12 protein-coding genes are annotated in these 13,455 nt (G+C 41.9%); 2 read left to right on the forward strand and 10 right to left on the reverse strand.

Annotated features, from left to right (window positions below; translation table 11 throughout):
- Positions 1–70: 70 nt before the first annotated feature.
- Positions 71–784 carry an oxidative stress defense protein gene (locus tag AB4180_RS17440; protein ID WP_009847667.1) on the reverse strand — a complete coding sequence of 238 codons (714 nt, stop codon included), beginning with the start codon at positions 782–784 and terminating at the stop codon, positions 71–73.
- 110 nt (positions 785–894) lie between these two features.
- The gene (locus AB4180_RS17445; RefSeq protein ID WP_102249679.1) at positions 895–1,791 is read right to left on the reverse strand and encodes a LysR family transcriptional regulator ArgP; all 897 of its coding nucleotides are present in this window, start codon (positions 1,789–1,791) and stop codon (positions 895–897) included.
- Between the two features lie 142 nt (positions 1,792–1,933).
- Here AB4180_RS17445 and AB4180_RS17450 point away from each other — a divergent pair, with 142 nt between their 5' ends.
- On the forward strand, positions 1,934–2,563 hold the full coding sequence (locus AB4180_RS17450) for a LysE/ArgO family amino acid transporter (RefSeq protein WP_102249678.1): 630 nt from the start codon (positions 1,934–1,936) through the stop codon (positions 2,561–2,563).
- 114 nt (positions 2,564–2,677) lie between these two features.
- Here the strand turns inward: AB4180_RS17450 and mscS are convergent, their stop codons facing one another.
- From mscS to AB4180_RS17490, 8 genes are all read right to left on the reverse strand, one after another.
- Positions 2,678–3,544 carry a small-conductance mechanosensitive channel MscS gene (mscS, locus tag AB4180_RS17455; RefSeq protein ID WP_102249677.1) on the reverse strand — a complete coding sequence of 289 codons (867 nt, stop codon included), beginning with the start codon at positions 3,542–3,544 and terminating at the stop codon, positions 2,678–2,680.
- A 376-nt stretch (positions 3,545–3,920) separates the two neighbouring features.
- Positions 3,921–4,997 carry a class II fructose-bisphosphate aldolase gene (gene fbaA / locus AB4180_RS17460; protein ID WP_009847671.1) on the reverse strand — a complete coding sequence of 359 codons (1,077 nt, stop codon included), beginning with the start codon at positions 4,995–4,997 and terminating at the stop codon, positions 3,921–3,923.
- Positions 4,998–5,152: 155 nt separating this feature from the next.
- Positions 5,153–6,316: a phosphoglycerate kinase gene (locus AB4180_RS17465; protein ID WP_009847672.1), complete on the reverse strand. Its 1,164-nt coding sequence runs from the start codon at positions 6,314–6,316 to the stop codon at positions 5,153–5,155.
- A gap of 166 nt (positions 6,317–6,482) precedes the next feature.
- Positions 6,483–7,532, reverse strand: a complete 1,050-nt coding sequence (gene epd, locus AB4180_RS17470) for an erythrose-4-phosphate dehydrogenase (protein ID WP_029222970.1) — start codon at positions 7,530–7,532, stop codon at positions 6,483–6,485.
- 206 nt (positions 7,533–7,738) lie between these two features.
- On the reverse strand, positions 7,739–9,262 hold the full coding sequence (locus tag AB4180_RS17475) for a PTS transporter subunit EIIC (protein WP_029222971.1): 1,524 nt from the start codon (positions 9,260–9,262) through the stop codon (positions 7,739–7,741).
- Positions 9,263–9,440: 178 nt separating this feature from the next.
- Positions 9,441–10,685, reverse strand: coding sequence for an ABC transporter substrate-binding protein (locus AB4180_RS17480; RefSeq protein WP_102249676.1), 1,245 nt, complete (start codon positions 10,683–10,685; stop codon positions 9,441–9,443).
- On the reverse strand, positions 10,682–12,115 hold the full coding sequence (locus AB4180_RS17485; protein ID WP_102249675.1) for an ATP-binding protein: 1,434 nt from the start codon (positions 12,113–12,115) through the stop codon (positions 10,682–10,684). The genes AB4180_RS17480 and AB4180_RS17485 overlap by 4 nt, the downstream gene beginning before the upstream one ends.
- The gene (locus tag AB4180_RS17490; protein ID WP_029222972.1) at positions 12,112–12,822 is read right to left on the reverse strand and encodes a response regulator; all 711 of its coding nucleotides are present in this window, start codon (positions 12,820–12,822) and stop codon (positions 12,112–12,114) included. The genes AB4180_RS17485 and AB4180_RS17490 overlap by 4 nt, the downstream gene beginning before the upstream one ends.
- Before the next feature lie 335 nt (positions 12,823–13,157).
- Here AB4180_RS17490 and AB4180_RS17495 point away from each other — a divergent pair, with 335 nt between their 5' ends.
- On the forward strand, positions 13,158–13,394 hold the full coding sequence (locus AB4180_RS17495; protein ID WP_012604808.1) for a hypothetical protein: 237 nt from the start codon (positions 13,158–13,160) through the stop codon (positions 13,392–13,394).
- Positions 13,395–13,455 lie beyond the last annotated feature (61 nt).

Raw genomic sequence — 13,455 nt, forward strand, 5'->3', positions numbered from 1 at the left:
GCCTTTTTAGTATTTGGCCTATCGTAAGTAACTAGATCATCATGATCCAAAACCTTCTATAAAGCTGCTGTTACTCTTCGATCTGATAGATCACATTGACACGATCACGAATGGTGATCGTTGAGTCTTCATAAGAGTTCGATTCTGTTCTTGCATCCATCGCCATTGAACGCATTAGCACAGGCTGAGAAGATTGTGCGTTGTAATCAACACGCCAAACATCACCGAGCTCACGCTCAAAACCACTCGCTAATGATTTAGCTTTTGATGTCGCATCTTTGATCGCTTCTAAGCGTGCTTGCTCTTGATACTTGGCTTGGTCACGAACTTGCAGTTGGATATTATCGATCTGGTTAATACCCTGTCCTATTGCAATATCCATGTACTCATTGAGATTAGCGAGCTCATTCACTTGAACGCTCACATTACGTGAAGCGCGGTAGCCAACCAATTCTGGTTTGCCATCTTTGGGATAATGGTACTGAGGAGATAGGTACAGATTAGAGCTGTGTACGCTCGCCTCATCTACGCCGGCTTGGTGCAGCTTATTTAGAAAGCCCGTTACCACTTTATCAACAGTACTTTTAGCCTGTTCAGCCGTCATCGTTGACTCTACCACTCTCACTGAGAATGTCGCCATATCCGGTGTCGCGATGACTTCACCATAACCTGTTGTTGAAATATGCGGAAAGGATGGAGAGTCAGCCAGTGATGGAAAGCTCACAGCACTCAACGCAGCCGTAAGAGTAAGAGACGTTGCTAACATCTTTGGTACAAACTTCATTAGGTAGACCTATGCTAAACAAATGTCCTTCCATCATAGAGTAATTTATCGTTTAGCCAATCCTGATTGTGCACATCTAACAGAACTTTGACGCTGAAAAAACCAACAACTTACTGAGGTAAATGATTGTGAGCAAAACTTAATATCGCTTGGGATACCTCTTTTAGCACCCCACTCTCAAGCTGCCAATGGTGCCAATAGATGCGATAAGACAGCAGAAAACCAGGGGTAATATCAATCAAAGCACCAGACTCTAGTTCCTCGATAATCTGCAATCGAGGAATCAAGCAATAGGCAACACCCGATAATGCCAAGCGCACAAATGCTTCTGAACTGCCGACCGTATGATTGATCACACTGTCTCTGGGTACATTGAAATGATCATGTAGAAATTTCTTATGCAGATCATCGTATTGATCATAGGAAACCGCAGGCGCTTTGCTTAAGGTGGCGTAGTTTACGCCCTCTGAAAAGTAACGCTGATGAAACTCAGGGCTCGCCACACACACATAATCCATCCTACCGAGGTAGTCTGCACTGCACCCAGGAATCGCTTGAGGTTCTAAACTGATCGCACCGGCAACCTCACCGCTTTTTATTTTTTCAATGGTTCTAGACTCACCATGAATCGCGAGGTTCAACTCGACTTGACGAGACTTCATCACATCCGACAGTGCAGGTAACAACCATGTCGCCAAACTATCAGCGTTGGTGGCTATGGATATAGATAGTGGTTGAGTACCCTCTTCATTCATTAACTCAGGCACAAGCTCGTGCTCTAACAAGCGAACACGACGATACAAACCCAACAGCTTTTTTCCTGCTGGTGTAGGCCTTGGTGGGTTTTCTCTCACCAGCGCAGGCTGGGCTAACCACTTTTCTAGCTGTTTGATACGTTGGGACACCGCTGATTGGGAGATGTATAACTGCTCAGCGGCCCTCTCAAAGCTACGTTGTTTCACAACGGCATCCAGTGCTTCAATCCATTTATAATCCAATCCACGCATCAATTTGCTTCCTTTTTAAGCTAACCCAACACCACATTAGCAACTCTAATAATGGATTAAAATCATTAATTATACTTATTTAAAGGGTCGGAGTATCTTCGCCACATAGCACGCAAATATCGTTAATTAAGTGGAGGTTAAAATGAGTTTTTGGGGTTTATTGCAAGGTTTTGGTCTAGGGGCAAGTATGATAATCCCGATAGGCGCACAAAATGCGTACGTCCTAAATCAAGGCATAAAACGCAATCATCATTTAACGACTGCAACGATTTGTAGCCTGCTCGATACCCTGTTTATCTCATTGGGTATTTTTGGTGGCGGAGCAATTCTGTCTCAAAATGAATTGCTGCTTACCTCTGTGACATTGGGCGGTATCGCTTTTCTAACGGTATATGGTTTGCTATCACTGCGCAGTGCATTCAAAACGCGCACCAGTGATGAATCAAAAGGTGAGGTATTAGCTCGTGGCAAACGCACCGTTATTTTGGGTGCATTAGCTGTAACAGTATTAAACCCACACCTCTATTTGGATACCGTGGTGATTCTTGGATCTATTGGTGGGCAATTTGAAGGCAACGACAGAGTTGCGTTTGCGATGGGGACTATCTTAGCTTCATTCGTGTGGTTTTATTCCCTATCATTGGGCGCAGCAAAGCTAGGTCCAACGCTATCGAAACCTAAAGTTAAGAAAGGCATCGATATCGCAGTAGCAACCATGATGTTCGCTATTGCACTTGTGCTCGCCAATGGACTCATTGAGCAATACGGGTAAACCTATTCTTCTTTAGTCATCAAACAAACTTTACTCATCCAACAAAAAAGGCGAATAACCTAAGTTATCCGCCTTTCCTTATAGAAGCTAATAGCTATAAAAACTAACTAGAAATTAAGCTTCAACTTTATTCATGTGTACATCCATTTGCGGGAATGGGATTTCGATACCTTCGTTATCCAAGCCTTCTTTGATAGCTTGCATAAGGTCGAAATAAACATTCCAGTAGTCAGCTGTGCTAACCCATGGACGAACAACAAAATTAACTGAAGAATCAGCTAGCGTGTGAACACCTACTTGAACACCTGGATCTTTCAATACGCGCTCATCAGATTCACAGATCTTAGTCAGTAGCGCTTTTGTCTTCTGAAGATCAGCGTTGTAAGAAACACCAATTATTAGGTCAATACGGCGCGTCGCATGACGAGAATAGTTAGTGATTGGGCTACCGATAACGCTTCCGTTAGGCACTACAACCATTTTGTTGTCTGGTGTTGTTAAAACAGTTTGGAAGATCTGAATTGAATCAACTGAACCCGCTACACCACCAATTTCCACGTAGTCACCAGACTTGAATGGACGGAATGCAACGATAAGTACACCCGCTGCAAAGTTAGATAGTGAGCCTTGCAGCGCAAGACCAACGGCTAAACCAGCTGCACCAATAACAGCAACTACAGATGCAGTTTGAACGCCTAAACGACCAAGTGCAGCGATAAGAACAATAACAAACAATAAGTAACGAACTAAACCGTGGATAAATTCCACAACAGCTCGGTCCATCTTCTTCTTCTCAAGAACCTTAGATACGCTATTCGCGACTGCTTTAACAATCAAGTTACCAATAAATAGAATTATCAGTGCAGAGATAATGTTTACACCGTATTGGATAAATAGATCTGAATTATTTGTTAACCACTGCTCGGCCTGAGATAAACCATCCACAATTGGAGTCTCAAGCGCTGTCGAACTATCAGCCATAATGTGCATCCTCTATATAATATGCTATGAGCTAAACTGTCTTAAGCCAAACTTACTTTTACAATAATAAACAGTTTAACTCCTGTTAAGTCACTGTGTTAAAAGTAAATTAAAGCCAAGTCCTTTTTATAAACTGAACCAGGTCCAGTTTTTCGGCACGATATCCTATCTTTGACCGATTGCAAAGTCATATTTATGTAAGCTTTTGAATTAATAAAACTTACCAATAAACGCAAATACCGATAACTAAAAGACTACGAAATTTATTCACCGTAGGCTAGGTTTTTCACATATTTAATACAAGTTTTTATCAGACATAAAAAAACCCGCTCAATGAGCGGGTTTTTAAAACTTAAAGAGTACTTAATTCAAAGAATTATAGTACGTCTACAGCGTTAAGGTCAGCGAATGCTTTCTCAAGACGAGTAACCATTGAAGACTGAGCAGCACGTAGCCATACGCGTGGATCGTAGTACTTCTTGTTTGGCGCAGCTTCGCCAGTTGGGTTACCGATTTGACCTTGTAGGAAATCGAAGTTATCAGCAGAGTACTGACGGATACCATCCCAAGTTGCCCACTGTGTATCAGTATCGATGTTCATTTTGATAACACCGTAGCCGATAGACTCTTGGATTTCTGCTTCAGAAGAACCAGAACCACCGTGGAATACGAAGTTTAGAGCGTTAGGTGCAATACCGAACTTCTCTGCACAGTATGCTTGAGAGTCACGTAGGATAGTTGGAGTAAGTACAACGTTACCAGCTTGGTAAACACCGTGTACGTTACCGAAAGATGCAGCGATAGTGAAACGTGGGCTAACAGCCATTAGCTTCTCGTATGCGTATGCTACGTCTTCTGGAGAAGTGTAAAGCTCAGATGCGTCCATATCAGAGTTATCAACGCCGTCTTCTTCACCACCAGTACAACCAAGTTCGATCTCGATTGTCATGTCCATTTTAGCCATGCGAGCTAGGTAAGTAGCACATGTTTCGATGTTCTCTTCTAGAGACTCTTCAGAAAGGTCTAGCATGTGAGAAGAGAATAGAGGCTTACCAGTTTGTGCGAAGAACTCTTCACCAGCGTCTAGTAGACCGTCGATCCATGGTAGAAGTTTCTTAGCAGCGTGGTCAGTATGCAGGATAACTGGAACACCGTAAGACTCAGCGACAGCGTGTACGTATTTTGCACCAGCTACAGCACCAAGAACTTGTGCGCCTTGACCTTCAAGTTTAACGCCTTTACCTGCGAAGAATGCAGCGCCGCCGTTAGAGAACTGAACAACAACTGGAGACTTAACTTTAGCAGCCGCTTCTAGTACTGCGTTAATAGAGTCAGTACCAACAACGTTTACTGCAGGAAGAGCAAATTTGTTTTCTTTTGCTACTTCAAATACTTTCTGTACGTCATCGCCAGAAATTACACCAGGTTTTACAAAATCGAAGATCTTAGACATGGAAATAGTCCTATTTATTCTATTCGTTTTAAGATAAAAAACTTAAGTTTAAAAATTTGCAATCGTTTGCTCACAACTTCCGCTATTCTAGCAAATAAGTGTGATATGCAGCAAACGTTAAAAGGCGAGATTCGTATCTCGCCTTTCTAAATCAATTACGCTTTAGCACGCTCTTCAAGCATTGCTACTGCAGGAAGTACTTTACCTTCAACAAACTCAAGGAAAGCGCCGCCACCAGTAGAGATGTAAGAAACATCTGCTTTGATACCGAACTTGTCGATAGCCGCTAGCGTGTCACCACCGCCTGCTACTGAGAAACCTTCAGAGTCAGCGATTGCTTTAGAGATACCAGCTGTACCCGCTTCGAAGTTCTTGAATTCGAAGACGCCTACAGGGCCGTTCCAAAGAATCGTTTTCGCGTTGCCGATGATTTCAGCTAGAGCAGCAGTTGAATCTGGACCAAGGTCGAAGATCATGTCGTCGTCTTGAACTTCAGAAACGTGCTTGATTTCAGCTTCTGCGTTTTCGTCGAATGCTTTAGCACATGCAACGTCAGTCGCTACAGGGATAGCACACTCTTTCATTAGTTTCTGAGCCGTTTCAACTAGGTCAGCTTCGTATAGAGACTTACCTACGTTGTGGCCTTCAGCAGCGATGAACGTGTTCGCGATACCACCGCCAACAACAAGTTGGTCAGCGATTTTAGAAAGAGATTCTAGAACGGTAAGTTTAGTAGAAACTTTAGAACCACCAACGATAGCCACTAGCGGGCGAGCTGGGTTGTCCATTGCTTTGCCAAGCGCTTCAAGCTCAGCAGCTAGAAGAGGACCAGCACATGCTACAGGAGCGTAAGTACCCACACCGTGTGTAGACGCTTGAGCACGGTGAGCTGTACCGAATGCATCCATTACGAAGATGTCACATAGTGCAGCGTATTGCTTAGAAAGAGCTTCTTCGTTCTTCTTCTCGCCTTTGTTAAAGCGAACGTTTTCAAGAACCGTTAGTTCACCAGCGTTTAGCTCAAGACCATTTACGTAATCTTTCGCTAGTTTAACGTCACAGTCTAGTGCGTCGTTTAGGTAGTTAACTACAGGAGCTAGAGAGAACTCTTCGTTGTACTCGCCTTCAGTAGGACGACCAAGGTGAGAAGTAACCATAACTTTTGCGCCAGCTTCTAGGCAAAGTTTGATAGTTGGTAGAGATGCTAGGATACGTGCATCTGAAGTTACTTTACCGTCTTTTACTGGTACGTTTAGGTCAGCACGGATGAATACGCGTTTACCTGCAAGTTCCAGGTCAGTCATCTTGATCACAGACATGATTTGTCCTCTCAAATTTAAATAAAAATAAAGTTTTGGAAACTCAGCAACCCTGCTAAGCCTATAAATTATTCAACTGGTAATGCTTTAACTGCTAATAATATGTGGACACTTAGTATTTATTTCAAGCTAAAAAATAAATAATCCACACATTTGCTTCTAGGTCTTACTTCTTGCCTTCTGAAGCTTGCATTGCAAGAACCGTATCCAGCATTCGGTTCGCAAAGCCCCATTCATTGTCACACCACACCAGCATTTTCACTAAGGTGCCATTGCTCACTCGAGTTTGTGAACCATCAACGATTGCGCTATGGGGATCGTGATTAAAGTCGATGGAAACGAGCGGCGCTTCAGTATAGTCAACTATATTGTGTAATGTACACTGGGAAGCATTAACAATGGTTTGATTTACGTCATTAACTTTCACATTTGTATTAATTGTGACACTTAAATCCATCGCAGTGACGTTTACCGTCGGCACACGCACAGATATCGCTTCGAACTTGTTAGAAAATTTCGGGAAGATTCTTTCAATACCTTTATGCAATTTAGTGTCGACAGGAATGATAGATTGGCTTGCCGCTCGAGTACGACGCAAGTCGCTATGGTATGCATCAATAACTTGCTGATCATTCATTGAAGAGTGAATGGTCGTAATGGTACCTGACTCAATACCAAAGGCATCATCAAGTACTTTAATGATAGGGACAATACAGTTAGTGGTGCATGAACCATTGGAAACGATTCGGTGGTCAGCTTCGATAGTATCGTGATTTACACCATAGATAATGGTGTTATCAAGGTCGTTAGCACCAGGGTGTGAAAACAGTACCTTTTTAGCTCCAGCAGCGATGTGCGCTAGGCCATCATCTCGGCAACCGTAAACACCGGTACAATCGAGAACAATATCGACTTCAAGATCACGCCAAGGCAACAGTTCAATATCAGCCAGGTGTAAGATACGAATGGTATCAAACTCGCCTTTATCTTCAGCACCAATGCCATGATGAACATAAATGTGCTCTTGATCGTTTGAGATTTTCTTGCCGAAGCGGCCGTGACTGGTGTCATACTGCAATAGGTGAGCCATAGCGTCAGGTTGAGCAAGCTCATTGACCGCTACTACTTTGATTTGTTGGCTTTTGCCACTTTCATAGACAGCGCGCAATACATTGCGCCCTATTCGTCCAAATCCATTTATCGCGACTTTTAGCATAGTTCCGTACATCTAACCAAAATTTCGTGCAACAGATGATAACTGAATCCTACTCAAAGCGCATTAGTTGAATACTAAAGCTGTCATAACTTCAAAACTTTAAATATAAATAGACGCCACCAACCATAACGTTGATAGCGTTACTATTTATGTATAAGAGACAACAAGCTTGTTGCCATCAGCTTTATCGGAAGTAGCCCGTGCTTTTAACTTGGGTTAGTTGATAGTGCACTTGGTGACTCACCAGTTCTTTCACTCATAAGATCAGCCACAAATTGAGCTCTTGAGCCCAAAATAATTTGCAGGCCACTTGAACCTACTTTTATGACCCCCATAGCACCTAGGTCTTTGATTCCTTGTTCATTCACAAGAGCCTGATCTTTAATCTGTAAACGCAATCTCGTAATACATGCTCCTATCGAAGTAATGTTAGCGGCACCACCAATCAAGATTGTGATTTCACTAGCTAAATCTTCATTGTCCAAAGTGATCGCCTTACTTTGAGTATCCTCACGTCCTACTGTTTTCAAATTGAACTTTCGAATAGCAAAACGGAAAACCGTGTAATAAATAGCGGCCATGGTTAGCCCCCAAAGAATCACATTGATCCAGTTAGTTTTGAACCCATCCATCGCGGGAAGAACACCAAAAGACACGAAATCAATAATGCCGGCTGAGAAGGTTTTACCAATATGAACATCCAACGCATAAGTCACCGCGTACGACACCCCTGCCATGATTGCAGAAAAAACATAAAGTAAAGGTGCGACAAAGATAAAAGCAAATTCAACGGGTTCTGTTATACCTGTAACAAACGAAGTAAGAGCAGCAGAGCCTAAAATACCTGCTGCAATTTTTTTATTTTTATCATTCGCTTCATGATACATAGCTAAACATGCAGCAGGGAAAGCAAACATGTAGATAGCAAAATTACCCGATAGGAATTTTCCTGCTTCTTGGTATTCACTGGTTGAGAACGTTTTTACTCCATCTTCAAGCATTTTAAACCAAATGGTATGATCGCCATTTACAATGGTCCCCGCGGCAGTTGTGTACTCACCGAAAGAAAACCAATAAGGGCTATAAAAAATATGATGGAGACCAACTGGAATTAAAGCGCGCTCCATAAATCCGTAGATGAAAGTTGATACGTACATGTTTCCGCCATTCGCCATATGCGATAGCGCATCAATACCTGATTGAATATATGACCAAATATGGGGTAAAACTAAACCAATTAGGAATGCAGAAAACGCAGTCACAATCGGTACAAAGCGTTTACCGGCAAAGAAACCAAGGAAATCAGGCAGCTTAGTATCATAGAAACGTTGATACATAACGGCTGCGAGGATACCTGCAATGAGTCCGCCAAAGACACCTGTTTGCAATGAAGGAATACCCATCACCATTGCATAACGGCCACCTCCCATCGCCATCTCAGGTGTAATGCCGAGCGCCACCCCCATTGTCGCATTCATCACGACCATGGCGACAATCGCGGCTAAAGCGGCAATCCCTGACTCCTTAGTCAAACCAACCGCGGCTCCTACCGCAAACAGTAAGGCTAAGTTATCAAATATAACGCCACCAGCACGCATCATTAGGGGGATGTCGAGCTTAGCACCGAAGGCAAGTAATAACCCCGCTGCGGGTAATATAGATATGGGCAACATCAATGCTTTACCAATTAAGGAAAGCTTAGATAAGCCGCTTTTAAAACTATCTAGCATAATAAAGTCCTTTAATATCGTTAGAATACCAACGAACTTTATCAAGCTAATTGAATCTCAAGGTTACAAATAGCAAGTAGTTTGTAACCCGATTTTTACAATAGACCTAGGCTGGAAAATGTCGAAGGTACATAGTAATTTCTAGCTAGACATTTAAAGTCAAAAGAAGAACAAGAAGCTAACGAAACACCTCATTATTAATAGCATGTAGGTGTCCAATAAGTGTTTCCGCTGAAATGGAAGAGTCCATAAAGTAGCGATATAACTCGTTGGATACCGCATTCTGAAGAACAGGGTTAACAGCCATTGAATCGGTCAAACTTGGCATAGCTGTACCTTCAGAACTCGCATGAATGTAATCTTGATAAGATTGCTGTTGGCATCGTGATAATTCATTCACAGGTATATTTGCTTGAGCAGGTATTGAACCTTTCTTTTTACTGAAGTCTAAAAGAAATTGGGGAGAAGATAACGAGGTCAATACCGATACCATATTATGATCTTCACCCGTTACTTTTGTAAAAAATGCCAAGCTATCAACATTGTAGATAAAACCTTTTTCCGTAGAAGGGAACGCTCGACATTCTATGTAATCTGGAATTTCACCTTCTGCACTAATAAACATCTCTCCCAGAGCCCAATCACCTGTAAATTGAAAGGCAAACTCCCCTTCAAGCAAAGATTTGGTCCCCTGATCCCAACTAATACTCGGTAAATCACTACCGACAATATTAGCCAGAGAGCGAAAGCGCTTAAGCGCCTCAAGTGTTTTATCGCTATTTAATGCGTCAGGGTCTAAATCCACAAATGCCTGTCGATAATAATTTGCTCCACCTACTCCGAATGCAATATTTTCAAAAACTTGCACAATTTGCCAAGAGTCTTCTCCCAAAGCCAAAGGATTAACCCCCTTACTTTTCAGCGTAGTTAATGCTAACAGTAACGAGTCCCACGTCTGAGGTGATGAAAGTTGATGCTGATTTAGTACCTTTTTATTTATCCACATCCAATTTAATCGATGGATATTCAAAGGTATGGCGACAAAATTCCCGTCATATTGGTGAATGGCTTTAATATCAGGATACAGCGACTGATCCCACCTCTGCGATTCTGCGACTTCATTGACATCATTTAAAAAACCTAACGCCGCCCATGACTGAATAGCCGGACCTTCCATAAGAGCAATATCAGGGGAATACCCGGCAATCGCTCTGGCTTGAAGAATCGCTTTGGCAGGTGCACCACCACCGCCACTGATTGGTTCACTTTTTAATGTATAAGGCAGAGATTCAAATTGCTTCTCGATGACCGACCACGCTTTTTCTTCTCCAGCAGCCGTCCACCAATGCAGCATTTCAACAGAGGGGGAAGAAAACGCGGGGTTCGTCGATAACAAAAGACTTAACAGTAACCATTTTTTCATAGAGCATTCACCAAAATAATGTCCACCTCAAGCCCACCTTCTGGTGAATTAGATAACTGAACGTCCCCACCGTGTGCCCTTGTGATACTACGAGCAATTGCTAGTCCCAAACCTGAACCTTCAATGCCTGTGTCATTGTCTCTAAAGTAAGGTTCAAAGACTTTTTCTAACATATCTTCTTTGATTCCTTTTCCTGCATCACGCAGTACGATTTGAATAGAATCAGAGTGAGAAAACATACTGATGTCGACCGTATTTCCATATTTAACGCCATTATCAACCAAGTTGAATAAACAACGTTTGATTGCTAGTGGCTTGCCATAAAGCTCAATCCTTGGCAGATCTATCAGGCTTACGCATACTCCATTTTTGTTATGAACGGCAGCGCATTGGTCAAGGATATCGTTAATATCAATCCACTCTAACTCTTCGTGGATGTCATTATCTCGCATATATTGCAAAGCCCCGTTCAACATCATATCGACTTCGCTCAATAGCTTTTCAAACCTTAACTTTGTTTGCTCATCATCCATCATTTCAGTTCGTAACTTTAAACAGGCTAATGGTGTTTTAATATCATGGGATATCGCATTAAAAAACATATCTCTATCCCTCAAATACGATTTGATTCGACGGTTCATTTTATTGAAAGCATGAATAGCCGCTCTAGTTTCTGAACTGCCTTCTTCCTTGATTTCTTCAATCTGCATTTGCGAGCCCATAAGGGTAGCGGAGCGAGCCAAAGAACGAAAAGGACGAATTTCCTTCTGTAAGACAACATAAGAAACCCCCATCAGCATGAAGGTAACAATAAGAAGAAATATGACTTGTCTGCTATCAATAAAACTATCGGTCAAACTATCAAAAGACAGCGGTAGAACAGTGGCTAAATAGAGCCATTCATTCTCTGAAAACTCCACCTGAATCACAGCAATAGGCAAATCCAATTTACCTAATACCAAACTGTAGTCTTTCCACAACGCCGGAAGTTCATAAAGCTTGATACCAGAGTTAAACACCCGTAAATCTTCTCGCTTAGTTAAAGTGACATGTACTTTGCGTGAATCTCTAAGTTGCTGATTCAAAAGTTCAGACGCTTGTACTTCCATCTGAGGAACCAATGAGTAATCAGATAAAGAAGTGATAGGAAGTTTATGGTTATTTATGGATATGAAAAACCTTGTTCCTCCTATATTTCGTAGCTGTTCCAACACCAAGTGACGGTAATTAATGGGTAAGCCAGAGAAGTAATTAATAGTATCTGCTGCAGCTGATGATATAGCTGTCATGGCGTGGCTAGCTGACTCTTTTTTTGATGCTGATGTTGCCGTAAACCATACCGCACCTGCCAGTATTTCAGCCATGAGAATAACCATGAACGTAGACAGGGTGATACGCGCAACCATTGACTGGTGTATGTTTTTTTTCAAAATTTAATACGATTGATATGTGAATCGATCACTAACATATAGCCGCGATGCCTTACCGTCATAATCGTGTTACGGTCATCGTCTCTTAATTGCTTCCTTAACCGGCTAATTTGTACATCAATGCCTCTTTCTAGTGGTTCCGCATCCCTCCCCCAAAGAGCTTGAGCAATATCATTTCGGCTTAATAATTGGTTGGGGGAATCCAACATGAGCGTAAGCAAGTTATAGTCAGCACTAGAAAGAGATACCACCTCTCCATCTTCATGTTTCAGTTGTCGTTTAAGAGTGTCAAACGTCCAATCCATGAATTTCAGAGTCCGTTCACCTTGGCTATGGCTAAACGTGGAACGCCTCAATAAAGCTTTGATTCTGGCTAATAGCTCACGTGGGTTAAATGACTTAGTAATATAGTCATCAGCTCCAATTTCTAATCCTGCTATTCGATCAGCATCGTCGGTTACTGCGGTGAGCATAATAATGGGAACTTGAGATTGAAGACGTAGTTTCTGGCACAAGGTCAAACCATCATCTCCAGGTAGCATGATGTCTAAAATAATGAGATCTGGAGTGACAGTTTCAAGCTTCTTCCACATCTCATTGCCTTCAAGAGCTGTGATAACCGTAAAGCTTGAACGTTCCAGATATTCACTAAGAGCATCAAGAATGTCCTGACTATCATCGACCACCAAGATTACTTTGTTTGTCATGCTAGACCTTTCATATGAAAACAACGCGCCAACATTCTCTTACTTCGTTATATCTTTCAAGAATATTAATAACGAAATGCGCTCAAACTCCGCAATGTAAGCGGTTCGTTACAAATGACTTTGTGCACAGTTAACTCTATTGCTAAATACCTAAACAAGTACTGAGTGCAGGAGTAGGTAACATTTCCTCACTAAATCAATTAAGCGACATACCTCGACAAAATGAATTTATAAATCTAGCGAATGTAATAGCTATTATGCAATGATATCTAAATGAGTCTGACCTAATTCTACGGCTGTTTCTAACCTAGTTTTCTCAACCAAAGGAAAAGGTTATGTCTGGATTCCCAGCGACTCATTTTTGTAAAACGTGCAATAAAGAAACGCCACATAGTGAAGTTCTTGTTCGCCAAACAAGCAGCTATGATACCGACAAAACTTTGTTAGGAAGAATAAAGCTGTTTGCTAATTCAATTATCAATGGTGGTCATTACTACAACATGGATCGTTACGTTGAATGTAAGGTCTGTGGGACTAGAGAACTTGATAATTGGGGAAATGAATTCGAGTAACTCATGTTTCTGAAAGCCAAATAAAAAACCGAGCCAGTGGCTTAATGCCGATCAGTTAAAG

It is taken from the genome of Vibrio sp. 10N.286.49.C3, assembly GCF_041469545.1.
Classification (GTDB): Bacteria; Pseudomonadota; Gammaproteobacteria; order Enterobacterales; family Vibrionaceae; genus Vibrio; species Vibrio tasmaniensis_A.

Excerpts from the sequence above, each read along its gene's own strand:
- AB4180_RS17440 (WP_009847667.1), bottom strand. The coding sequence starts at position 784 with ATGAAGTTTGTACCAAAGATGTTAGCAACGTCTCTTACTCTTACGGCT.
- AB4180_RS17445 (WP_102249679.1), bottom strand. The coding sequence starts at position 1,791 with ATGCGTGGATTGGATTATAAATGGATTGAAGCACTGGATGCCGTTGTG.
- AB4180_RS17450 (WP_102249678.1), top strand. The coding sequence starts at position 1,934 with ATGAGTTTTTGGGGTTTATTGCAAGGTTTTGGTCTAGGGGCAAGTATG.
- mscS (WP_102249677.1), bottom strand. The coding sequence starts at position 3,544 with ATGGCTGATAGTTCGACAGCGCTTGAGACTCCAATTGTGGATGGTTTA.
- fbaA (WP_009847671.1), bottom strand. The coding sequence starts at position 4,997 with ATGTCTAAGATCTTCGATTTTGTAAAACCTGGTGTAATTTCTGGCGAT.
- AB4180_RS17465 (WP_009847672.1), bottom strand. The coding sequence starts at position 6,316 with ATGTCTGTGATCAAGATGACTGACCTGGAACTTGCAGGTAAACGCGTA.
- epd (WP_029222970.1), bottom strand. The coding sequence starts at position 7,532 with ATGCTAAAAGTCGCGATAAATGGATTTGGACGAATAGGGCGCAATGTA.
- AB4180_RS17475 (WP_029222971.1), bottom strand. The coding sequence starts at position 9,262 with ATGCTAGATAGTTTTAAAAGCGGCTTATCTAAGCTTTCCTTAATTGGT.
- AB4180_RS17480 (WP_102249676.1), bottom strand. The coding sequence starts at position 10,685 with ATGAAAAAATGGTTACTGTTAAGTCTTTTGTTATCGACGAACCCCGCG.
- AB4180_RS17490 (WP_029222972.1), bottom strand. The coding sequence starts at position 12,822 with ATGACAAACAAAGTAATCTTGGTGGTCGATGATAGTCAGGACATTCTT.
- AB4180_RS17495 (WP_012604808.1), top strand. The coding sequence starts at position 13,158 with ATGTCTGGATTCCCAGCGACTCATTTTTGTAAAACGTGCAATAAAGAA.